18 protein-coding genes are annotated in these 23290 nt (G+C 69.1%); 12 read left to right on the top strand and 6 right to left on the bottom strand.

What is annotated here, in order from left to right; genetic code table 11:
- Positions 1-64: 64 nt before the first annotated feature.
- From HUA74_RS40240 to HUA74_RS40225, 4 genes are all read right to left on the bottom strand, one after another.
- Positions 65-1336 (bottom strand): RNA polymerase sigma factor, encoded by a 1272-nt coding sequence (locus HUA74_RS40240; protein ID WP_174458834.1) that lies wholly within the window; start codon positions 1334-1336, stop codon positions 65-67.
- Between the two features lie 52 nt (positions 1337-1388).
- Positions 1389-1751 (bottom strand): YciI family protein, encoded by a 363-nt coding sequence (locus HUA74_RS40235; RefSeq protein ID WP_174458833.1) that lies wholly within the window; start codon positions 1749-1751, stop codon positions 1389-1391.
- A gap of 102 nt (positions 1752-1853) precedes the next feature.
- Positions 1854-2678 (bottom strand): bifunctional hydroxymethylpyrimidine kinase/phosphomethylpyrimidine kinase, encoded by an 825-nt coding sequence (gene thiD / locus HUA74_RS40230; RefSeq protein WP_174458832.1) that lies wholly within the window; start codon positions 2676-2678, stop codon positions 1854-1856.
- Between the two features lie 87 nt (positions 2679-2765).
- Positions 2766-7205: a hypothetical protein gene (locus HUA74_RS40225; RefSeq protein WP_174458831.1), complete on the bottom strand. Its 4440-nt coding sequence runs from the start codon at positions 7203-7205 to the stop codon at positions 2766-2768.
- Positions 7206-7313: 108 nt separating this feature from the next.
- Here HUA74_RS40225 and HUA74_RS40220 point away from each other — a divergent pair, with 108 nt between their 5' ends.
- From HUA74_RS40220 to HUA74_RS40165, 12 genes are all read left to right on the top strand, one after another.
- Positions 7314-8642, top strand: a complete 1329-nt coding sequence (locus HUA74_RS40220; protein ID WP_141642364.1) for a glycoside hydrolase family 2 TIM barrel-domain containing protein — start codon at positions 7314-7316, stop codon at positions 8640-8642.
- A gap of 135 nt (positions 8643-8777) precedes the next feature.
- The gene (locus HUA74_RS40215; protein WP_174458830.1) at positions 8778-9995 is read left to right on the top strand and encodes a hypothetical protein; all 1218 of its coding nucleotides are present in this window, start codon (positions 8778-8780) and stop codon (positions 9993-9995) included.
- A gap of 7 nt (positions 9996-10002) precedes the next feature.
- Complete coding sequence (locus HUA74_RS40210) at positions 10003-11001, top strand: HEAT repeat domain-containing protein (protein ID WP_174458829.1); 999 nt, start codon at positions 10003-10005, stop codon at positions 10999-11001.
- 47 nt (positions 11002-11048) lie between these two features.
- Positions 11049-11567 (top strand): hypothetical protein, encoded by a 519-nt coding sequence (locus HUA74_RS40205; protein WP_141642361.1) that lies wholly within the window; start codon positions 11049-11051, stop codon positions 11565-11567.
- A 160-nt stretch (positions 11568-11727) separates the two neighbouring features.
- A complete protein-coding gene (locus HUA74_RS40200; RefSeq protein WP_141642360.1) occupies positions 11728-13110 on the top strand; it encodes an ATP-binding protein in 1383 nt (460 codons plus the stop codon).
- Entirely contained in the window at positions 13097-13648 is a 552-nt protein-coding gene (locus tag HUA74_RS40195) for a response regulator transcription factor (protein WP_174458828.1), read from the top strand. The genes HUA74_RS40200 and HUA74_RS40195 overlap by 14 nt, the downstream gene beginning before the upstream one ends.
- 170 nt (positions 13649-13818) lie before the next feature.
- Positions 13819-14289 carry a hypothetical protein gene (locus tag HUA74_RS40190; protein ID WP_174458848.1) on the top strand — a complete coding sequence of 157 codons (471 nt, stop codon included), beginning with the start codon at positions 13819-13821 and terminating at the stop codon, positions 14287-14289.
- Between the two features lie 11 nt (positions 14290-14300).
- Positions 14301-14495: a hypothetical protein gene (locus HUA74_RS40185; RefSeq protein WP_174458827.1), complete on the top strand. Its 195-nt coding sequence runs from the start codon at positions 14301-14303 to the stop codon at positions 14493-14495.
- Between the two features lie 98 nt (positions 14496-14593).
- Positions 14594-15247 (top strand): Isoquinoline 1-oxidoreductase subunit, encoded by a 654-nt coding sequence (locus tag HUA74_RS40180; protein ID WP_141642357.1) that lies wholly within the window; start codon positions 14594-14596, stop codon positions 15245-15247.
- The gene (locus tag HUA74_RS40175; protein ID WP_141642356.1) at positions 15244-15708 is read left to right on the top strand and encodes a (2Fe-2S)-binding protein; all 465 of its coding nucleotides are present in this window, start codon (positions 15244-15246) and stop codon (positions 15706-15708) included. The genes HUA74_RS40180 and HUA74_RS40175 overlap by 4 nt, the downstream gene beginning before the upstream one ends.
- A gap of 10 nt (positions 15709-15718) precedes the next feature.
- The gene (locus HUA74_RS40170) at positions 15719-17983 is read left to right on the top strand and encodes a molybdopterin cofactor-binding domain-containing protein (RefSeq protein ID WP_174458826.1); all 2265 of its coding nucleotides are present in this window, start codon (positions 15719-15721) and stop codon (positions 17981-17983) included.
- A gap of 205 nt (positions 17984-18188) precedes the next feature.
- Positions 18189-19139 carry a hypothetical protein gene (locus tag HUA74_RS40165; protein ID WP_174458825.1) on the top strand — a complete coding sequence of 317 codons (951 nt, stop codon included), beginning with the start codon at positions 18189-18191 and terminating at the stop codon, positions 19137-19139.
- 10 nt (positions 19140-19149) lie between these two features.
- Here HUA74_RS40165 and HUA74_RS40160 read toward each other — a convergent pair whose 3' ends face one another.
- Both HUA74_RS40160 and HUA74_RS40155 read right to left on the bottom strand, forming a co-directional pair.
- Positions 19150-19680 carry a hypothetical protein gene (locus HUA74_RS40160; RefSeq protein ID WP_174458824.1) on the bottom strand — a complete coding sequence of 177 codons (531 nt, stop codon included), beginning with the start codon at positions 19678-19680 and terminating at the stop codon, positions 19150-19152.
- 288 nt (positions 19681-19968) lie between these two features.
- Complete coding sequence (locus tag HUA74_RS40155; RefSeq protein WP_174458823.1) at positions 19969-23283, bottom strand: PAS domain-containing protein; 3315 nt, start codon at positions 23281-23283, stop codon at positions 19969-19971.
- Positions 23284-23290: the final 7 nt, after the last annotated feature.

The following is a 23290-nucleotide window of genomic DNA, read 5'->3' as shown; positions in this document are numbered from 1 at the left end:
GCCCTTGTCGTGCGAGGGGCTCGCGCGGGCGAATCCCGACGCTCTCGCACAGGCCCGCTTCGCGTCAGTCGGATGACGGGGGGCTCGCGAGCACCTCTCGCAAGCGCTCCTCCAGGAAGCGCCGCTCGGGCTCGGTGCGCACCAGCGCGAGCGCCCGTCGGTAGGCAGCCTCGGCTTCCCGCCAGCGGCCCAGTCGGCGCAGCAGCTCCGCGCGGGCCGCCGGCAGCAGGTGGTACGCGGTGAGCCTGCCAGAGGACTCCAGGTCATCGACCAGCGCGAGCCCTTGCTCCGGGCCGCGCGCCATCGCTACCGCCGCCGCGCGATTGAGCTCCACCACCGGGCCGGGGGTCAGTTCGGTGAGCCGTCCATAGAGAGCGGCGATCTGCTCCCAGTCGGTCTCTTCCGGACGCTTCGCCCGTGCATGGAGCGCCGCGATGGCCGCCTGGACGGTGTAGGGCCCGTGCGCGCCCAACGCCATCGCCGCATCGAGCTGCTTCAACCCCTCTTCAATCTCCTCGGCCTCCCACAAACTCCGGTCCTGCCGGTCCAACAGCACCAGCCCTCCGTCCTCGGCCACGCGCGCGCGGCGACGCGAGTGATGAAGCAGCATCAACGCCAACAGCGAGGCCACCTCGGGATGGAGCGGAAGCAGCGAGCGCGCCAGCCTCGCCAGCCGCAGTGCCTCCGCGCACAGGTCCGTGCGCAATAGCTCCGTGCCCTCCGTCGCGGCATGTCCCTCCGAGAAGAGCAGGTAGATGGCGTGCAGCACGCCCCGGGTGCGCTCGGCCAGCGCATCCGCCTCCGGAATGACGTAGGGGATGCGCGCGTCGCGAATCTTGCGCTGCGCCCGCACCAGTCGCTGCGCCATCGTCGCCGCGGGCACCAGGAACGCGCGGGCCACTTCCTCCGTCGTCAGGCCGCACAGCGTGCGCAGCGCCAGGGCCACCTGGATGTCCTCCGCCAGCGCCGGGTGGCAGCAGGTGAACAGCAGCCGGAGCGAGTCATCTGGATGGTCCTGCCAGTCCCTCCCATCCAGCGGCGAGGCGAGCTCCTGCTCCAGTCGCGCGATGACCTCCAGCGCATCCACGCGCGCGCCGAGCCGGGCCCCCCTGCGCACCCGGTCCACCGCCTTGTTCTTCGCCGCGCGCAGGAGCCACGCCCGAGGCTCCTTCGGCACACCCTCGCGCGGCCACTGGAGGAGCGCCGCCTCGAAGGCCTCCTGCACCACCTCCTCGGCCGAGCCGAAGTCTCCGCCCATGACCCGGATGACCGTGGCCACGATGCGGCCATAGTCGGCGCGCCAGGTCTGTTCGAGCAGCGACGGCAGGTCCGTCATGGAGACTCCACCCAGGCCCCGAGGCACCGCCCCGGGGCCCGAGCAGCGGGCCTCAGCCCGCGGACTCGGAGAGTTCCCACACCGGGCGGATCTCGATGCAGCCCAGCCGCGCACTGGGAATGCGCGAGGCGAGGGCGATGGCCTCGTCGAGGTCCTTGGCCTCCACCAGATAGAAGCCTCCGAGCTGCTCCCGCGTCTCCGCGAAAGGCCCGTCCGTCGTCAGCCGCTTGCCGTCGCGCACGCGCACCGTCGTCGCTGTCTGCGTCGGTTGCAGCGCCTCTCCCGCGATGAGGTTGCCGCTCTTCTGGACCGAGTCCGTGTAGGCGAAGTACTCACCCAGGAGTTGCTCGGACTCCTCCTTGGACTTCGACTCCCAGGCCTTCTCGTTCTCGTAAATCATCAGCAGGTACTTCATGGGTCGGTCCTCACGGTGTTGGGGGAGCAGACGCTCCCGCCCAGGAATCGAACGGGAGGGAGGCGAATCGACAGCCTATTTCCGGAGGATTTCCGGACCGCGTCAGGAGGGTGTCCCCAGAGGGGAGAAGTGACTGAAGGGGCCATGGCCCCGCCCCAGGGCAAGGGGGTGCTCCAGGGCGGCGGTGACGTGGGCCTTGGCGCGCCGGGTGGCCTCGCGGGCGTCCTGCCCCAGCGCGAGCCAGGCGGCGATGGCGGCGGACAGCGTGCAGCCGGTGCCGTGGGTGTTGTGCGTCTTCACCGCGCGCAGGAACAGCGTCTCCATTCGCTCGCCGTCGAACCAGACGTCCAGGCCGCGCAGCTCCCCGGACATGCCTCCGCCCTTGATGAGCACCGCGCGCGGCCCGAGCCCGTGGATTCGCCGCGCGGCCTCCTTCATGTCGTCCAGCGTGTTCAGCGCCATCCCCGCGAGCAGCTCCGCCTCATGGCGGTTGGGGGTGACGACGTCGGCGAGGGGAAGCAGGTGCTCCTTCAAGGCGCCGACGGCCGAGTCGTCGATGAGGCGCGCTCCGGCGCGGGACACCATGACGGGGTCCACCACGAGCGGGCCGGGCTTCAGGGCCTTCAGCCGCCAGGCGACGACGGAGATGATTTCGGCGTTGACGAGCATGCCCGTCTTCACCGCGCCCACGCCCAGGTCCTCGACGACGGCGTCCATCTGCGCGGCCACGGCGGCGGCGGGCAGGACGTCCACGCGGGTGACGCCCCGGGTGTTCTGCGCGGTGATGGCCGTGAGCGCGGTGGTGCCGTGGACACGGTGGAATGAGAAGGTGTTCAGGTCCGCCTGGATGCCGGCGCCACCACCGCTGTCGGAGCCGGCGATGGTGAGAGCCGTCGGCACGGGCTTGGGAGTCTCCATGGGCCGCATGCTGCGGCACCCGGAGCGTGGGAGCCACCCCAAACTCCGGGCACGGGCCCGCCTGGTCGCGAGCCCGCACCCGGAGTCATCCCGGCATCAGATGACGCTGCCTAGCGTCAGGAAGACGACCTCCGCCGCGCGCACCTCACCCAGGTTGGTGAAGCTCGTCGTGTCGATGAGCAGGGTCCACTCACCCAGGAGGCTCCGGTCATAGAAGGAGTTGGTGGCCGGGGTGGAACCGCCCAGGGCGATGCTGCACGAGTCCGTGAACGAGGCCGACTGGAAGGGCGTGGTGCAGGTCGCGTTGGCAAGGTCGCACGCCGGAGGGCCGGAAGCGCAGGCGGAGAAGGGCACGTAGTGCAGCACCTGCCGGTTGCCTCCGGAGGTGTAGTCGTCCTTGCTCAGCAGCTCGAACTCGGCGAAGTGGTTGCCGAGCTTGAAGCCATCCATCGTGTCGCGCACCAGCACGGCCGACACGTTGGCCGTCGCGCCGCTGGTGGTCACCACGTTGACGCGCACGTTGCGCACGCGGTGGCCCTTGCGCAGGGTCAGGTCCGGTGAGGCCGCCAGGTCCGTCGCCGTCACCTGGAAGCGCGCGCCCCGGTACGTCGTCGTCCCGTTGACCAGCTCGCCCAGGGGCTTGAGCCGCTCCAACTCGTTGACAGACAGCGCATGGAACGCGCTGGCGGGCAGGCGCCGGTAGTACTGCGCCGGACTCTGCACGGTGTGCGAGGCCAGGCTGTCCAGGCCCTCCACCAGCCGCGTCTTCATGTCCGGGTAGTTGCCCAGATGGAAGTCGATGTTGTCGCGGAAGGAGACGGGAATGGCGCTTTCACCGGTGCTCGGGTCGAAGGGCAGGTACTGGTACTCCGCCACGCGGATGAGCTCCCAGTAGCGCATCGTGAGCTGGTCCAACGTCCGCAGCGCCCGTGCGTACACCTGCTGGCCGATGAGCAACTGGTCGAACTTCCGCAGCTCCGTGCCGCTGCTGAAGTGGAGGATGTCGTTGAGCGCGTCGCGCGCCGCCACCGCGTTGCGCTGGCGCAGGAGCGTCGTGTCGCGCTCCATCAGCGCCAGCTTGTAGTCCGCCTGGGCCTTGATGAGCTGGGCCTGAAGGTCCAGCAGGTCCAGGGTTATCTCCACCTGGGACTGGGCCAGGATTTCCTTCTTCACCTCGTCCGAGATGACGCTGCGCGCCGGGTTCTTCTGGTTGCCGTTGATGATGTCCCAGAGCAGTGTGCCGCCCGTCTTCAGCGTGTCCTTGAAGGGCTTGCTCTTGGCCGCCTCGGCGCCGCTGGTCTTCAGGGCCTCCCACACCTGGGAGTGGAAGGACGTGCTCGCGCTGCTCGTCGACCCCGCGCCGGGCACGGGCGTGGCGCTGGCCTCCGACTTGAAACTCTTCTTCATCTCACTCCACATGCTCTCCGCGCCATTCCCAACCAGGTCGGCGGCGAATTGTCCCCCGTACGAGGCGGCCACCTTGCCGATGACGTCCAGGACGAAGTCCGCGAAGTCCTTGTTGTTGGCGTTGTAGTGGTTGGTGATGCGGGTGTCCGTCGCCTGGATGCTCTCGGTGAGCTGGGTGATGGCGGCCTTGCGGTTGTTCATGGACGTCTGCAGGGCGGTCAGCGCCGCGTTCGCCGCGGTGATGCGCTGGCTGTCCGCGGCCTCCTGGGCCTCCAGCGCGATGACTTCGGCGTTCATCGCGACCTGGTTCTGCGTCATCCAGGCGGACAACTGCATGCCATTGGAGAGCGCGAGCCACTGGTTCACGGAGCTGTCCAGCACGTCGTAGAGCGAGTCGAACTCCGCGCGGAGTTGCTCGTAGCGCAGGTGCGAGTTGAAGGGGGTCTCCCTGGCCAGACCGTAGAAGTTGCGCTGGCCCTGGAGGTAGCTCAGGCGGGTGACGTCGTGGGCCATCAGCGGGCACAGCGCGCCGTACAGGTACGCGGATGAGAAGGGCGCCTGCGCGCCGAGCGGCTCGTCACACACGAGGCCCGCCTGGGCGAGGATGCCCCCCATCTCCATGATGTTCTGCGTGTAGACGAAGGCGGCCCGCTCCAGCTCGCCGCGCTTGAAGAGGGTGTTGCCGTTCGCCTGGTTCACCCGCCATGACTGGGGAGCGAGCAGCGCGCGGAGCATGTCCACGTCCCGGCGCGCCGAGCGGAGGATGCGCTGCGTCCCGGCGATGCCCGCGGTGCCCGCGACGCCCGCGGTGGACTTGGTGCCCAGGAAGCAGGTGCGCTGCTCTTCCCGGGGAATGCACAGGTAGGTCTCCCAGTGCTCACAGGTGCCCGGAGGGGACTCGAGCACCGTCACCGTCACCGTCTTGGAGGGGCGGTTGCCGCCCAGGCCCTTCTTGCCGCCGCCGGGCGCCACGGTGACGAGCTCCGCGCGCGTGTCCACGTAGCGCCCGTTGTAGGACTCCGACAGGGACACGTCGTGGAAGGTCTGCACCTTATTCTTGCAGGCCAGGTCGCCGATGAAGGGGCTGTTGCGGCAGGTTTCGTCGGCGCAGTCCTTGAACCCGTCGTTGTCGTTGTCCAGCCCGTCCGTGCACTGCGCATAGGTGTTCTCCTGCGCGCCGCAGACGCTTCCCGTCAGCGGGCTGTTGCTGCACTGGAAGTCATAGCAGTCCGTCCAGTTGTCCCCGTCGTTGTCCACGCCGTCGCTGCACGTGGCAGCGGTGGCTTCCTGGAGGAAGGGGTAGTCGTCCGGCTCGCATACCTTCGCGTACGGATTGCTCGCGCAGTTCGAGTCCTGGCAGTCCGTCTTGCCGTCGCCGTCGTTGTCCAGGCCGTCCGAGCAGGCCTGCGGGGTGCGCTCGGTGCCGCAGGCGGAGAGCACGCGCGGGTTGAAGCGGCACTCGTAGTCCGCGCAGTCCTTGTGGCCGTCCAAGTCATTGTCGAGGCCGTCCGCGCACGCCGCGTCACTCGCTTCTTCCAGTCCGCTGGTGAGGACCAGCGCGGGGCCCAGGCCGCAGTAGGGATTGCCGAGGCAGCCCGGGTCCGAGCAGTCACCCAGCCCGTCGCCGTCATTGTCGAGCAGGTCGCGGCACTCCTCGTCGCCGCCCTCGCCCTGCGCTCCACACGTCGTCGAGTGGTTCAGGCACGAGTAGTCCGCGCAGTCGACGTACCCGTCGCCGTCGTTGTCCAGCGTGTCGCCGCAGGCGTCTTCGGAGAACTCGCTGTTGGACGGACGCGACTGCTGACAGAAGCCGCGCAGGCGGCACTTGGTGTCCGCGCAGTCCACGGCGCCATCTCCGTCGTTGTCCTTGGCGTCGCTGCAGGCCTCGGCGGAGGACTCCTTCTGGATGGGACCCCAGGACGCGTCAGCGCACACCGTGACGTGGGGGTTCTTGGAGCAGGCGTAGTCCTGGCAGTCCGCGAAGCCGTTGTGGTCATTGTCGATGCCGTCGGCGCACTGGGCGTTGTCCGCCTCGGTCAGCAAATCACACAGGGCGATGGCGGGGTTCCACCGACAGCGCAGGCTCTGGCAGTGCAGCGCCTCGTCCATGAAGCACTGCTCGGGCGTCACCGGGGAGGCCTTGTTCGGCTCGTTGACCAGGCCGGGGCCGCGCAGGGACGTGTAGCGGATGACGACGTCGCCGGAGCGTCCGCCGTTGCCGCCGTTGCTGCCGTTCTGCGGCGGCTTGACGATGGTGCCGGTGCAGTTGAGCTTGGGGTCGGGACCGTTGTTGCCGGTGATGGTGTGGGAGATGGCGATCGGCGGGCCATCCGCGCCCAGCCAGCCGTCCTCGCCCCGCTCGCCCGTGGTGTTGACGCGCACGCCGTCGAGGACGTTGGTGTAGAGCACGAAGCTGCCGCTGTTCTGCCCGTTGCGTCCGGGGGGGACAATCGCGTCGGTCGGGTCCGGGTCGGCCTGCGCGGTGCGCACCACGGGAAGGGTCCGCAGCGGGAAGCCTCGGGACGTGTAGGCGCCAGAGGCGATGACGAGCGTCGCGCCGCCCGTGTCCACCGGGCCCGCCAGCTCGACGACGGGGGCCACCACGACGACGGCCGCGTACTTGCGCTGGGTCGGGTCCTGCTCGGAGACCTCAAACAGGTTGGCGCACGCGTGACTGAATGAACAGGCGTTGCCGGGCAATGTCTGCCAGTTGACGACAGGGTTCTGCAGGGCGACGACACCGTCCGCGTGGGGCAGCAGGGCCTGATTGCCCTTGAGGAACACGGGATAGTCGCGGGCATAGGACGTCAGCACGCGCACCTTGTCGGTGGGCATGTGGCGCCCGGAGAGCACGCCGCGCAGGTCGTCGAAGCGGGGGCTGGGGAGCACCGAGAGCAGCTCGCCCACCGTGGTGTCCATCGTCGCGGGCGCCGCGGGAAGGCCGCGCAGCTCCGAGAACTCCATGGGCGAGGAGAAGGCCAGCGGCTGCGCGGTGGTGCCCGTCTCCAGCTCCGAGGATGTCCCATCGTCTCCTGGTGGCGTGCTGTCTCCACAGGCGCCCAGCACCAGCGCGCAGGCCATTCCCCAGACTCGCCGCCGGCTCCGGCGGATGCTTCCCAAGAAGTTCATCGTGGTTGCTCCTTTGCTGGCGAGCTGAACGGGGAGCCTGGGATTCCTTCTCCGAGATTTCGTGGCATGCCGGAAATGGGAGCTGAAAGGAGTTACCATCCACGCCCCATGGCCCCTCGCTTCCACCCCACTCGCGGCGTCCTGCTGTTGTTGTGTGCGTTCGTGCTGTGTCCGGCCCTGGCCGCCGAGGCCCGGACCGCCCTGCTGCGGGTGGACGGGCAATGGCAGCTCCAGGTGGATGGACGCCCCTATGTCGCCAAGGGTGTCACCTTCAGCGGCAGTGGCAGCTCCGCCGCGTATGAGCAGGACTGCGCGAAGCTGGCGGCCCTGGGCGTCAACACGCTGCGCACCTGGGGCGTGGGCGCGGAGACGCCGCTGCTCCTGGACGCCGCGCACAAACACGGCCTCAAGGTCCTCGTCGGGCTGTGGATGCGGCACGGCCAGCCCGGCGCGGAGGATGACGACTCCTTCGACTACCTCACCGACACGGCGGGCATGAAGAAGCAGCGCGCGGACACACTGGAGAGCGTGCGGCGCTTCAAGGACCACCCGGCGGTGCTGGCCTGGGGCGTGGGCAACGAGGTCATCCTCAACAGCCCCAGCGACGCGGCGAAGGAGGCCTACGCGCGCTTCCTGGAGGGCGTGGTCCAGGACATCAAGAAGTCGGACGCGAACCACCCGGTCATCTCCGTGGACGCGTGGGTGCTCGCGGTGAAGTGGTGGGAGAAGTTCGTCCCGTCGCTCGACGCGTATGGGCTCAACGTCTACGGCCGGGGCATCCATGCGCTTCCGGACGCGCTGAAGAAGGAGGGCGGCACCAAACCCTGGCTCATCACCGAGTTCGGCGCGCAGGGCGAGTGGGAGGCTCCCAAGGACGTCCACGGCATTGCCCGCGAGCCGGATGACCAGGAGAAGTACGCGGTCATCGTCGATGCGTGGAACAACGCGCTGGCGCCCCATGTGAAGGCGGGCAACTGCCTGGGCCTGTTCGTCTTCAACTTCAGCTCGACGTTCGACCACACCAGCCTCTGGCTCGGCATGTTGTCGGGCAAGTCGACGCGGCCCGCGTGGCACGCGGTGCGCGAGGCGTACTCCGGTCAGAAGCCGGCGACGCCCCTGCCCGAAATCAAGGGCCTCACCGTGGAGGGCGTGAAGAAGGAGCCCACGGGGACCTGGGCGGACGTGCGCCTCGAGGCGAAGCCGGCCGACGACAAGCCGCTGGAGATCTCCTTCGCCTACAACTTCCGGGGCGCGGCCACCCGGTTCGAGCGCGGCGAAGTCATCCGCCTGCGCTCCACGCCCGGCGCCACACCGGGCTCGTGGCGCGTGAAGGTCCCCTCGGTGAAGGGCCCCATCAAGCTGTACGCGCTCGCCAAGGACGCCTCCGGCAACCTGCTGATGGCGACCAGCTCCCTGGTGCCACCCTCGGCCCCGTGAGCCGGCTCACATGTCTCAAACACACACTCCGGGCGTTGGCGACAGGACTGCCCGTTTGTTGGATTGGGACGGATTTTTCCGATTTTTAAGAAATTAAAAGGAAGGCGAGGAGTCCGGTAGTAGGGTCGGCGGGGCATGAGTCCCGAATCGTCTTCGCGTCCCACACCCCCGGACGGGCCTTCGCGTTTCACTCGTCGCCGAGCCATCGCCTTGCTGGGCGGTGGGCTCCTGTTGTTGGCCGTGGGGCTCGTCGCCCGACGTGGCGGCGACGGCGTCGCCCCGGTCGAGTCGGTGGAGCCAGGCTCCGCCTCCGGTGTCGCCCCTTCACGCCGTGGGCCGGTCAAGGCAGGCGCTGCTCCAGGCGCTGAAGCAGGGGAGGAGGCCGCCGCGGGAGCGCCCCGGTACGACGCCACCACCTGCTGGAAGGACCTGGAGCGCTTCAACGAAGGCGTGAGTCTCGACACGTTCCGCGAGTGGGCCGCGCCGCTGCTCTCCTCCAGGGACCCGCTGGTCCGCATGTACTTGAAGGAGCGCCTGACGGAGCTCATCGGCAACGACGCGGGTCGGGCGAATGAGGTGCTGGGGTGGACGCGCGAGGCGGGGCCGAAGGAGTTCAAGGTCTTCGCGATGGCGCTGAAGGACTCGGAGGCCGTCCATCTGCCGGAGGTCTCCCGGAAGATTGTCGAGCTGGGGCTGGACGCGACGCTGGAGCCGGAGCGGCGTGCCGGGGTGCTGTCGTCGCTGGATACGCAGAAGCAGCTGTCGCCCGAGGTACTCACGCGCCTGACGGACTTCGCCAAGGACCCGGCGTCGGGCGAGGCGGGCTGGGCGGCGGCGCGGACCATCGCCCGGGTGATGAAGAACGACCATGAGCGGACCGCGAACGCGGCGCCATACCTGGACAAGCTGTTGAACATCGGCACGCAGTCGCTCGACGAGCACGTTCGGTACATGGCGCTGTCGACGCCCATGGAGACCGCGCCGGTGCTGGACGCGAGCGCCACCGACGGCTACGCGAAGGTCCTCACCACCGAGGGCAGTCCCGACGGACGCGGCGCGGCCGCGCACAACCTGTCGCTGTCCGAGGACCGGGCGAAGGTGTTGGAGACCTTCGCGAGCGCCTTCGAGCCGGAGAAGGACGTGTGCGTGCGCTGGGCGCTGTTCCGCTTCTCCGCGCGCGCCGCCGGAAAGGACGCGCTGCCCGTCATGGCGAACATGGCGCTCGTCGACCCGCGCTTCCAGGCGACGTACCAGGACTTCGAGCGCATCTACGCCAGTGGCGTCGTCGACTTCGAGCGCGTGTGGCTCGCGCTCGCGGACCAGGACCCCTACGGCTGCCTCCACCGCGACTGAGCTCTCCATGACGCGCACCTTCCTGCTGGCCCGGGCGCTCTGCCTGCTGACGTCGTTGTCCCTCCTGGCTCCCTCCCCGTCCCTCGCCCAGGCGACGGGGACTCCGCTCCCTCCACCCGCGCTCCAGCCGGAGACATGCTCCGTCGAGGGCTTGATGGACTCCATCCGGCGCGGGCTCCAGTCGAAGTCTCCGGCATACCGACGCTATCTGCGCGAGCTGCTGAAGGAGTCCGCCGTCACGCTGCCAGAGGAGCAGCTTCGCGCGGCCTTCGAGCGCGAGACGGAGCCCCTCATGGTGGAACACCTGGCGGCGGCGCTGGCCGCGAAGACGGACCGGGGCGAGAGCGTGGCCACCCTCCAGCTCGTGGGGAAGCGGGCCTCGCAAGACGCGGACCCCGCCGTGCGCGCCGCCGCCACGCGGGCCCTGCGCCGCACGAGCGCGGAAGAGCACACCGGGGATTTGTACTCGCGGCTGGTGCGCGATGCCTCGCCGGAGGTGCGGATGGAGGCCGCGACGAATCTCATCGAGGACAACCAGTTCGTCTACGCGGGGTTCCACGGGCCGGCATCGGACACGGCGGTGGCGGCGGCTGCGGCTTCGAGCGATTCGAAGGTGACGGCGCGAATCCTGGGCAACATCTCCACGGCGGCCATCAGCAAGGAGTCGGCCGAGCAGCTCCACACGCTCTTGCGCGGCGATGACGCGGAGGTGCGCGCGGCGGCGGCGAAGGCGCTGGGGGGCGTGCCCGCGCCGGAGATGTCCCGCGCGCGCCAGACGCTGGTGGCGCTGTACCGCGATGAGTCGGACGTGGGCGTGCGCACGTCCATCCTCCAGAGCCTCGCCCGGCTGGGCTTCGCCAGCGCGGTGCCGGAGCTGCGGGGCTTGCGCAACGTCGACCCGCGCCTCGTGCCGGAGGTCGACGCGTGGATTCGAGCATTGAGTACGGGTCTTCAGGAGTGGAGCCTGATCCTGAGGGAGAAGCAGCGGTTGCAGCAGGCTCGATGAGCAGCAGTCCTTCTGGGGGCCGCATGGGCGGCCCGAAAGGAACAACGATGCGTAGCCCCAAGTCGCGCCTCGCGGCGCTGACGGCCCTGGTAGCCCTCCCCACCGCCGCACTCGCCTACACCGCCGTCGCGCCGTACCCCAGCACGGTGACGGCCACCACGTACTACTCCAGCGGCACGTACCACGGTGCCGTGGACGTCGCGAACTCGCGCTGCAACTACTGGGGCGCCGAGACGGGCGTCTCCGCCACCGTCTATTGGAACGTGACGGTCCGCACCTCCGGCGTCGTCTGCAATGGCAATGGCAGCGGCAACCAGAACGAGGCGCTGCTCAACCTCGGCAGTGGTTGGTCCTTCCGCCAGTGGCATTGGATCAAGACCAGCGACTCCTATGACCGCACCTGCAACCGCTGCCAGGTCGGCAACCTGGGCGGCACCGGCAACGCCACCGGTGCGCACTCGCACTTCCAGAAGGACCAGTACGGGACGAAGAACACGTCCTGGTATTCGTCCTACACCTCGAAGGGCGAGGCCTTGGACCGTGGTGAGCTGATGGGCTACATCTGACAGCCCGTGGTTGTCTGACGACTCTCCACTGAGCGTCGTCGGACCCGCACCGGCCAGGGAAGCAGGGGCCCCGTGTCCCGCCTCCCTGGTCCGGTGTACGCGCGGCCCTGCGTCAACTTGACGCGCTCGCGAGGAGGGGACTCCCGGGGTAAGAAGAGGCGTGTTCCGCCCGCCCACCGACTCGCAGGCGGCCCCGCGCGGCCCCTTGTGGTCGAGACATCCGTCGCCGCGCTCCGCCTTTCATCGCTCCGCCCAGGACGTGGTGGACCTGTTGTCGTCCAGCGCGATTGCCCTGGGCTGGCTGGTGCGCCTGCGCTGGCACGCCGTCGGGGGCACCGCGCTGACGGTGTTCGTGGCCGTGCGAGTGCTGGGGCTGGACCTCCCCGTGATGCCGTTGCTCGCGGTGGTGGCGACGACAGGTGTATCCAACCTGCTCCTCGCGCTGTGGCTCCGCCGCGCGCCGGTGGTGAAGTCCCATCACCTGGGAGGAGTGCTCGCGTTCGACATCATGCTGCTGACAGCGCTGCTCGCGCTGTCCGGTGGCCCCGACAACCCGTTCGCCATGCTGTACCTGGTGCACGTGGCCCTGGCGGCGCTGGTGCTGGGGCCTCGCTGGACCTTCGGCCTGTCGCTCCTGTCCATCCTGGGGCCCGCGCTCCTGGTCAACTTCCATGTCCCGCTGCGGGAGCTGGCGCATGTCTCCGGTTCGATGCCGGCGAACTCGCGACATGTGTTGGGGATGTGGGTTGCCTTCACGCTGACGGTGATGCTCATCGCGCTGATGGTGGCGCGGGTGTCAGCCGCGCTGCGAGACAGGCAGGAGGCCCTGGTCCGTGCCCAACTGCTCACGGTGCGCGCGGAGAAGCTGGCGTCCTTGAGCACGCTGGCCGCGGGCGCGGCGCACGAGCTGGGGACGCCGCTGGGGACCATCGCCATCGCGGCCAACGAGCTGGAGGCCCTCATCCTGGAGGAGCCGCACGAGGCGCTCGAGGACGCGCGCCTCATCCGGGACCAGGTGGAGCGGTGTCGCGACATCCTGGAGCGGATGAGCGCGCGGGCGGGGCAGACCTATGGCGAGGTGCCGGAGCCAACGACGACCAGCGTCGTGCTGGAGCGCCTTCGCGAGCAGCTGTCCGCGGGGGAGCTTGCGCGCCTGCGCTTCGCGGAGGGCCCGGACCTGTCGCTGTGTTTCCCCATGCGCGGACTGGTCCAGGTGCTGGCCAACCTGGTGCGCAATGGCCTGCACGCGAGTGACGCCTCCCAGTCACCTGTCACGGTGAGCGTGCGCGGCGACGCGGGGCGGACGACCTTCGTGGTGGAGGACCAGGGCACGGGCATTCCGCGTGACGTGCTGGCGCGCCTGGGCGAGCCGTTCTTCACCACCAAGCCCGCGGGGCAGGGCATGGGGCTGGGTTTGTTCCTGGGACAGACTTTCGCGGAGCTGTGCGGCGGACGGTTGGAGCTGTCGTCGGAAGAGGGCAAGGGAACGCGCGCCACGCTCGACCTGCCGTGCCGGAGGGAGCCTGTCCATGCCGCGGCTTGAGGTGTCCCCCGTGGTGCTCGTCATCGACGACGACGAGCCCTATCGCGAGCGACTGGTGAAGGCCTTCGGTCGCAAGGGCTTCGCGGCGCATGGCGCGGGCAGCGCGAAGGAGGCGCTCGAGTGTGCGCCCGTGCTGCGCCCTGGCTACGCCGTCATCGACCTGCGTCTGCCGGACGGCTCCGGGTTGGACCTGGTCCGTGAGCTGAAGGCGCTGGATGCGCGCACGACGATGGTGGTCCTCACCGGCTACGGGAGCATCGCCACCGCGGTGGAGGCCGTGCGGCGGGGTGCCACGCACTACCTCTCCAAGCCCGTGGACGTGGACGACATCCTGCTCGCCTTCGCGGGGGCCACGCTGCCAGCGGGCGAGGCCGTGGCGTTGGAACATCAGGTGCCGTCCCTGGCGCGCGCGGAGTGGGAGCACATCCAGCGCGTGCTCGCGGATTGCGGTGGCAACATCTCCCAGGCGGCTCGGCTGCTGCGCATCCAACGCAGGAGCCTTCAGCGAAAGCTATCCAAGCACCCCGTGCGGCAGTGATTGACGCGGGGTGCGTCACCAAGACGCACGAGGCGGCGCGCGCGGTCCGGTAGGGTGACAGGCGTCGGAGGCTCGATGTCCCTGCCGCGCGCCGTCTCGCTCCCGCGCTTCTTCATTCGGCGACGACGCCACGAGCGCCGGTCCTCGTCGGAGGCGAAGCGGTGAGTGCGATGGCGTACCCGGTGGTGCTCTTCATCCATTCGTGGCTGCGCTGGGCGGTGGTGCTGCTCGTCCTGCTCGCGCTGGGCAAGGCCCTGCGGGGCTGGTTCGGCGGCGGGGCCTGGACTCCCGCGGACCGGCGGCTCCAGGTGCTCGCGGTCTCCGCCTTCGATACCCAGATGTTGCTGGGGATGATTCTCTACTTCGGCCTGAGTCCCTTCACGCCCCCCGCGCTGGAGGGCGGGCTGCGCGCGAGCCTGTCCGTTCCCTCGCTCCGGTTCTTCAGTGTCGAGCATCCGACGTTGATGCTGCTGGCGCTCGCCACCGTGCACGTGGCGTCCGCGCTGAGTCAGCGCGCGGAAGCACCCGTGTCGCGTCACCGCCTGTGGGCCCTGGGCCTCCTGCTCGCGATGCTCCTGGTCTCATTCGCGATTCCCTGGGCTGGACTGTCCCACGGCCGTCCCCTGTTCCGAGGCTTCTGAGGTCCGCGTCCATGTATGACTTCCTCTGGCTGCTGATGATGGCTCCTCTCGCGCCGAGCAAGCCTCGCGTGGGGAGGACTCCCGTGTCCTATCTGTCCGAGGTGCCTCGGCAGAGCCCGCGCATCGCTCCGCCCGCGCCGCCCGTGCGTCGCTCCCGCCGCACGCGGGCGAACTCGCGGCGTCCGCGAGACCCGGCCTCGCGGTGAGGCGCGAAACAGGGGCGTGACTCCCACCTTCGTTGAGTGGCGCGTGCCCCGGAACATTCGGCTTGTGGTGACGGGCGACATGCCGGAACCTTGTCGCGATGATGCGTGCTCTTCCGGTCATGGCCTCGGTGGTCTTCCTCGCGAGTGCCGGAGGATGTCGGCGTCAGCCCGACTCCGAGGCGGCGCGATGGGAGTCGTTACCTCCGGTGGACGCGCGCGAGCTGCGTTCGCTGGACATGTTCCAGCGCATCGAGGACCCGGCGCAGCGCTCACGCGCGCTGTTCCTGGAGACCAGTCGTGTCTACCTCCATCCGCGCTGCTCGAACTGTCACCCCGACGGCGACAGCCCCTATCAAGACTCCGGTGAGATGCTCCACAACCCTCCGGTGACGCGAGGCCCCGAGGACAAGGGGGTCGTGGGCATGGAGTGCACGGGGTGTCACCAGGAGCGGAACCTGGAGCTCGCGCGGGTGCCGGGGGCGCCGAACTGGCACCTGGCTCCGCGCTCCATGTCCTGGGTGGGCAAGAGCCCCCGCCAGCTGTGTGAGCAGCTCAAGGACCCCGCGCGGAACGGAGGCAAGACGTTGGAGCAACTGGTCGAGCACAACGCTCATGACAAGCTGGTGGCGTGGGGATGGGCTCCGGGCTCGGGCAGGCAGCCGGCGCCGGGGACCCAGGCGAGGTTCGGGGAGCTGGTCGCGGCCTGGGTGGCCACGGGCGCGCAGTGCCCCAGCGAGGAGGTACGGCCATGAGCATCCGGGTGCGAGTCAACGGAGTCGAGCAGGAGCTGGACGTCGACCCGGAGATGCCGTTGCTGTGGGCCCTGCGCGACGTGCTCGGCCTCACCGGGACGAAGTACGGCTGCGGTCAGGCGTTGTGTGGCGCGTGCAGCGTGCACCTGGATGGACAGGTGGTGCGCGCGTGCGTGACGCCCATTCGTCGCGCGGACGGGCGCGAGGTCACCACCATCGAGGGGTTGTCTCCCGATGGGGGCCATCCGCTCCAGCGCGCGTGGGTGGAGCTGGGCGTGCCGCAGTGTGGGTTCTGCCAGTCCGGGCAGCTCATGTGCGCGGCGGCGCTGCTGGCGAAGAAGCCACAGCCCACGGACGCGGACATCGACCAGTCGCTCGCGGGCAACCTCTGCCGCTGTGGGACGTACACGCGCATCCGCGCGGCCGTGAAGAAGGCCGCGGGCGTGCCTGACTCGAAGTAGCGAGGATGCGATGAGCCAGCAGCCCGTGGTGTTCACCCGGCGTTCCTTTCTCGAAGGACTCAACCTCTCCGTCGGCGGGCTGGCCCTGGGCCTGGTGCCCACGGTGTCGGCCGAGGCGGCGGCTCCGGGCGTGGGCGCGAAGTCGGCGCCGGAATTGCGGCCCAACGTCTTCGTGCACATCGCGGCGGATGGCCTTGTCACCATCGTCTGTCACCGCTCGGAGATGGGGCAGGGCATCCGCAGCTCGATGCCGGTGGTCATCGCGGACGAGCTGGGCGCGGACATGGCCCGGGTGAAGGTCGTCCAGGCGGTGGGAGACGCCGTCTACGGGGACCAGAACACCGACGGCTCCAGCAGCATCCGAGGCGTCTTCCAGGCGCTGCGCCGCACGGGCGCCACGGCGCGCACCATGCTGGTGGCCGCGGCGGCGAAGCGTTGGAAGGTGAAGCCGGAGCAGTGCGAGGCGCGTGACCACGCCGTGTACCTCCGGGGGTCGGAACGCTCACTGGGCTTTGGTGAGCTGGTGGCGGACGCGGTGAAGCTGCCCGTTCCCAAGCCGGAGGCCGTCCAGCTCCGGCCGCTCTCGGAGCTGCGCCGGGTGGGCACGGAGCTGCCGCTGCTCGACGGGCCCGCGTACGTCACGGGCAAGGCCGTGTACGGCGCGGACGTGAAGTTGCCGGGGATGCTCATCGCGGTGGTGGCCCGTCCGCCCGTGGTGGGCGGAAAGGTGACCCGCTTCGACGCGACGCGGGCGCTCGCGATTCCCGGGGTGAAGCAGGTGCTGGAGCTGCCTACGCCTCAGCGGCCCTATCTGTTCCAGGGCTGGGGCGGCGTGGCGGTGCTGGCGGAGAACACCTGGGCGGCGATGCGCGGTCGCGAGGCGCTGGACATCACGTGGGAGAACGGTCCCAACGTTTCCTACGACTCGGAGAAGTACCGCGAGGCGCTGCTGGAGTCGGTCCGAGCGCCGGGCAAGCCGGCCCGGTCCGTGGGCGACGTGGACAAGGCGCTGGCCAGTGCGGCGCGTGTGGTGGAGGCCGAGTACTACGCGCCTCACCTGTCCCATGCGCCCATGGAGCCGCCGGTAGCCCTAGCTCGTGTGGAAGGGGGCGTGTGCGAGGTGTGGGCGCCCACGCAGCACCCGCAGGCGGCGCGCTCCGAGGCGGCGAAGATGGCGGGGCTGCCGGAGGACAAGGTGACGGTGAACGTCACGCTCCTCGGTGGTGGCTTCGGACGCAAGTCGAAGGCGGACTTCGTCGCGGAGGCGGTGTTCCTCGCGAAGGCGGCCGGGGTGCCGGTGCGCGTGCAGTGGACGCGCGAGGACGACATCCGTCACGACTACTACCATTCGGCCAGTGCGCAGCGGTTGAGCGCGGGATTGGATGCGAAGGGCAAGCCGACGGCGTGGCTGCATCGCACGGCCTTTCCGGCCATCCGCTCGACGTTCTCCGAGGACGTGACGGGGCCGGTGGCCAGGGACTTGAACCAGGGTGTGTTGGACCTGGCGCTCGACATTCCCAATGTCCGGGCGGAGATGGGCGAGGCGCTGGCGAAGGTGCGCATTGGCTGGCTGCGGTCCGTGAACAACATCTTCCACGGGTTCGCGGTGGGCTCGTTCATGGACGAGCTGGCGCATGCGCGAGGCGTGGACCCACGTGACAACCTGCTGGAGGTGATTGGGCCCGCGCGTCACGTGTCGGTGGCGGAGCTGGGCGTCACGGCGCTGCCGAACTACGGCGCGCCGGTGGAGAACCATCCGGTCGACGCGGGGCGTCTGCGAGGGGTCATCGAGCGCGTCACGGAGCTGTCGGGCTGGAGCGAGCGCGAGAAGAACGGGCGCACGCTGGGGCTCGCCGCGCACCGCAGCTTCCTGAGCTATGTGGGCGTGGTGGTGTCGGTGAAGAAGGACGCGGTGGGCAAGGCGCGGGTGGACGAGGCCTGGGTGGTGGTGGACGCGGGGCTCGTCGTCAATCCGGACCGGGTCCGCTCGCAGATGGAGGGCTCGATCATCTTCGGGATGAGTCTGGCGATGTATGGCTCCATCACCATGAAGGACGGAGCGACGGAGCAGTCGAACTTCCGGGACTACCGGCTGGTGCGCATCGTCGATGCGCCTCGGGCCATCCACGTCGACATCGTGCGCAGCGAAGCGGCGCCCGGTGGAGTGGGGGAGCCCGGCGTGCCGCCCGTGGCCCCCGCCATCGTCAATGCCATCTTCGCGCTCACGGGGACTCGTGTCCGTGAGCTGCCCATCATCCGGACGGTGCCTGTGTAGAATTGGGGTGGCGCTGGCCGTGCTGTGTGGGGATGGGCGGCGGCTGGCCGCGTCAATGTGTGGATTTGCCGGGGGGAATGGCGTCCTGTCAGTGGCAATGCTATCCGAGCTGAGCGCCTTCCTGGTGCCTGCGGTTGGATGTGCCTCGAAGTGATGTTCCCGCTTTGAAGTCTGTCTCGCATTGCATGACGGGAGCCATGGGACCATGAAGAAGACAAGCAGGCTGACGCTGTCCATATTGGGGACGGGGATGGCGATTGTCGCCCTGGGTGGACTGGGCTGGCCTCACGCGGAGGCCGCCGAGTCCACCTTCGTCGACCCCACGCTGGCACCCGCGCCGTTCTCGTGTCCCTCCGTGCGCGCCACCGGTGACCGCGCGGATGGCACCACGGACTACAAGGTGAAGATCCTCTATGTGGTGCCCTCGGATGGGGTGGACCGCGCGCTCGACACGAGCGGGGCTCTCTGCCGGTCCGTCCAGGCTCAGTATTCGTGGTTCACCTCCCAGACGACGAACGGAGCGGCGCTCCGCTACGACGTCTCGGGCTCCGTGTTGGACATCCAGTTCGTCCGTCTGTCGAAGACGGACGCGGTGATGAAGGGCACGGCGAACACTGGCAATGTGAACACGGGTTATGCCTATGTCCGTGATCGCATCGAACTCGAGTTGGCCGCGATGGGCTTGCTCAGCGACACGCGGAAGCTGTACGCGGTCTACTATGACGGCACCAGTGAGTGGTCTTGTGGTGGCGCCCCGTGGCCTCCGACGCTGATGGGCAGGGTCACCGCCCTCTACCTCAAGGGATTGCCGAGCGGCCCGGTGCCTTGCGCCTCGAATCCCATCGGTGGGTCGAGCACGCTGCCGGGGTACATCGAGTTCGCCATGCTGCATGAGACGCTGCACGGGCTGGGCATCGTCCCCGCAGCCGCGCCCAATCAACACGCCTCGGGCCATGTCTTCGATTCGGCGAGAGACTTGATGTACGCCGCGAGGCCCGGGACGTCGGACCCCGGTTGGGACATCTACTCCGGAGCGGTGGTGCTCGATTCGGGTCGAGACCAGTACTACGGCCACTCGGGCAGTCAGCTCGACCTGGACCAGAGCGCTTTTCTCTCTCCTCTTCCTCCGGGCGCGCTGGCGCCGCCGGGCTGGTGAGTCGTCGTCGCTAGGGACGTCGTTCGATGTGCAGGGGACCCTGGAAGGACGCGGGCGGGGTCAACTCCCGCTCGGTTTCGAGCGGGAAGCCTTCCCATTCCCGGACCGGGGGGCGCCCCTGGAACCCATCGCAGGAGCCATCGTCTCGCCATGCGGAGCGGAACGAGTGCGTGGACCACGTCGAGTCATCCGAGCGCACCCGGTACTTGCCCAGCACGGGGAACGGCATGCGCGGGAAGATGGGGAACGTCATGAACGCCGTTCCCGTGCAATCCGCCGTCTCGAAATGGACCAGGGCCGCCAGGTCAGAGAGGGGCGTGGAGTGCCATGGGAGGGAGGCCTCGTGCGTGGGCTGGCCCGATTCGAAGTCGAACCTCCAGGTAAACCCTTGCGAATCGACGAGGTACGGCGCGCAGACAGGGAAGGCCACGGTTCCCTTCGCATCCACGAAATACAAACCATCACACGTCTGGGTCTCCCCAGGGACACCCTGTTCTCCGGAGGGGCCAGGCTCTCCCTGGGGCCCCGGGGGTCCTTCCATTCCCTCACCACACCCCGCCATCGCGAACATCACTGCGCACAGCCCTCCACGCATCGTCACGGTTCCACTCATGCTGGGTTCTCGAGGATGACCTTCGGTGTCGAACTCACGGGCCCCGGGTCGCTCGTCATGGAGCAACGCGGAGGCGCCGTGCCGGCCGCCGTGGCTTGAGTGCAAGCGCCGTGCTGCCACGTGTCGCGGGTGAAGAGCGAAGCCACGAGGGCCATTCTGTGCGCCGGGCGATGCACGATGTGCAGCCGCGTGCTCGACTCCCGCTCCCGCCGCCCGTCAGTGAATGGACGGCGGCGAGGACGGCTCCGGCCCCGTGAGCGGCAATTCGACGACGAACGTGGCGCCATGCCCGCGCTGGCTCTCCGCGCGGATGGTGCCCTGGTGGGCCTCGACGATGCGACGACTGATGAAGAGCCCCAGCCCCAGCCCGCCATAGTTTCGCGCCGACACGGCGCGTCCGAATTTCTCGAAGATGCGGCTCAGGTCCTCGGGGGCGATGCCGATGCCCTCGTCCCGCACGGTGAGTCGCCCGCGTCCCTCGCGCTCCTCCACCCGGATTCGCACGGGCCTGCCGGACCCATACTTGATGGCATTGGACACGAGCCCCCGCACCACCTGCTCCAGCCTGCGCGCGTCCCACCGGCCCATCACCGGCACGGGCGCCTGGACGTCGAGCGCGCAGTCCGCCTGTGCCGCCTGCGCCCGAAGCTGCTCCGCCACTTCTCGAGCGACGGCCGACAGGTCCACCCGGCCCAGCTCCAGGGGCAGCGGCGCGCCCGTGAGCTGGGTGACGTCCAGCAAGTCGTTGATGAGCGCGGCGAGCTTGCGCACCTGGAGCGAGGTGCTCTCCGAGGCCCGCAGCACGCTCTCACGCAGGTGCTCCTCGGACGTGGACGTCGCGGCCTCGCGCGCGAGCCCCTGGAGCTTGATTTGAAGCGGCGTGAGCGGCGTCTTGAGCTCGTGGGAGGCCACGGTGAGGAACTCGTCGCGCAGCCGCACCGCTTCTTGGAGCCGCACCTCGATATCCTTCAGCTGCGTCACGTCCTGGAGCGCCAGGACAATCGTCGCCGGATGCCCGTACATGGAGGGCAACTGCTCTGAATCCACCAGGAACTCCCGCGGAATCCCCGGGCCGAGCTGCCACGTCAGCGGTGTCCGTCTCAGGGTCTCCCCCCGCGCTGCCCGCGCACCCGGAGTCTGTTCATTGGGGATGACCCCGCCCTGGGGGTCGAGGACGCGGTAGACGGTGTCGTAGCGCTGCACGGGGACACCCAACGGGAACTGGCCTCCGGTGAGGTTGCGGGCCGATTGATTGGCGAAGAGCACCTTGCCGGTGTGAGGCTCCATCAACAGCAGGGCGATGGGGCTGAGGTCCAGCACCGACTCCATCCACTTCTGCTGACTGCCCAGGTGCGCGGCCAGCTCCTCGGCCTGATGCCGGGCACGGACCTGCTCCGTCACATCCAGCGCGAAGGACATCACCGAGTCCACCTGCCCGCGCGCGTCCCGCAGGGGCTGATAGGTGATGTTGAAGTAGCGCTGCTCCAGGCCCTTGCCGTGGAGGTTCAGCAGCAGCGGCATCTCGGTGGTCTTCACCTGCTGGCCTGTCTCGTAGACCTTCGCCAGCGTCTGGGAATACTCCCGGCCCTTCTCGTTCCTCTCCGCGAGCTCACGCAGCGACTGCCCCACCAGCTCCGCGTCATTCGACATCCCCTTGAAGATGGGATTGACGAGGGTGAAGAGCTGCTCGTGTCCGGAGATGATGGCGATGGAGGCAGGCGCGCTCATCAGGATGTCGTAGAGCCGCGCGCGCTGGCTCTCCACCTCGGCCTCCGTGCGCTTGCGGTCGGTGATGTCGTTGACCAGGACGACACAGCCCTGGATGCGGCCCTGGGCGTCCGCGCTCGGTACATACGTCGACTGGACATGGAGCGTCCGGCCATCGCGCAGCGCGAGCGCCGTCTCGTACGTGACATGCTCGCCCGCCAGGGCCTTGCGCACCCAGTCCTTGAAGAGGGGATAGAGCGTCTCTCCACCCACCTCTCGAATCGTCCGTCCCACCACGTCGCTGGGGCGCAGGCCGAACCAGGTCTCGAAGGCGCGGTTGCAGAAGAGGTAGCGCTCGTCCTGGTCCAGGTAGCTCACCAGGGCGGGGAGCGCGTCGGTGATGGTGCGCAGCTGGTGCTCCCGTTGCCTCGCCTGCTCCCGGCTCTGCTCCAGCGCCTCCTTCGCCAGGGCCTGCTCCGTCATGTCCCGCTGCGTCCCCCACACCCGCACGAGCCATCCGTCCACGACGACGCCGAAGAGATTGGCCAGGCGCACCCGCATGACGCCGTCCCGGTCCGGCAGCCGCGTCTCCATGTCCTGCACGCGGAATCCGCCGCGGACGAAGCCGCGGATGGAGGCGCCCTGGGTGTCCCCGACGCGGGTGACGAGCTGACGCAGGGTGCAGCCCACCATGGCGCGAGCCGATTCGAAGCCGCTCATGCGCGCCATGACCTCGTTGGTCTCCGCGATGCGCCCCGTGCTGGCCATGGCCTCGACGAGCGCGTCCTCCGTCATGCGCGTGTCGAGCGGCGGCTCCATCTCCAGGCGCCAGATGCCCTCCGTGCTCTGGGCGACGAAGGTCCGGTAGCGCTCGTCGCTCGCCGCGAGCGCCAGGGTCGTCTGGCGCAGCTCCTGCTCCGCCTGCTTTCGCTCGCTGACGTCCTCCGCGGTGGACATCCACTCGCGCACCAGGCCGTCCTCATCGAACACCGGCACGCCCCGGACGATGACGTCGCGCCAGGTGCCGTCGTGGAACTGCAGCCGCAGCTCACCCCGGTAGGGCTCCCGGGTCTCCAGCGCGCGGACCCACTCCTTCATGAAGCGGCCACGGTCCCCGGGGTGGATGGCGTCGAGCCAGCCGAGTCCCAGGTGCGCGCCCAGGGCCTGGCCGGTGAAGGCCATCCAACGGGGCGCGGGCTCGTTCAGCGCGCCCCGGCCATCGGTGGTCCAGACCGTCTGCGCGGTGGCCTCCACGAGCGAGCGATAGCGTTGCTCGTTCATCCGGATGGCCTGATTCGCCCGTTTCTGCTCGGTCGTCTCCACCACGGTGATGCCCACGCCTTGCAGCGCGCCGCCCGCGTCCCGCACCGGGAAGTAGTTGATGACGAAGTTGCGGGGGACTCCGGCCTCCTTGGCCGTGCTCCCGACAATCTCCAGATTTCGCACCGCCAGCCCGTGCTCGATGACCTGCCGGTAGTGTGGCTCGATGGTGGGCCACAGGTCGGGGACGACGTCGCGAACCTTGCGGCCCAGATGGGCCTCGCGTGGCAGGCCGTTCATCTCCGCCAGCGCGTCGTTGATGTGGATGAAGCGCAGCTCCAGGTCCACGAAGGCCAGGCCCACGGGGGCGCCGGCGACCATCGTCTCGAGGAAGAAGCGCGACTGCTCCGGGGAAACGCCCTCGATGCTCTCCTTCTCCGTCTCGCTGGCGCCTGGTCCCCGCACGGTGCCCCCGGCCGTTTCACCCTGGACGAGCTGGCAGGGTGACGGTGCCTGCTCGCTGTTCCGGGAGCACGACACCTCCACCGGAAGCTGTGCATCCACGGCGGCT

It is taken from the genome of Myxococcus sp. CA051A, from assembly GCF_013336705.1.
Taxonomy (GTDB): domain Bacteria; phylum Myxococcota; class Myxococcia; order Myxococcales; family Myxococcaceae; genus Myxococcus; species Myxococcus llanfairpwllgwyngyllgogerychwyrndrobwllllantysiliogogogochensis.
The sequence above is the reverse complement of the archived record's forward strand: the minus strand, read 5'-3'. Positions and strand labels throughout refer to the sequence as shown.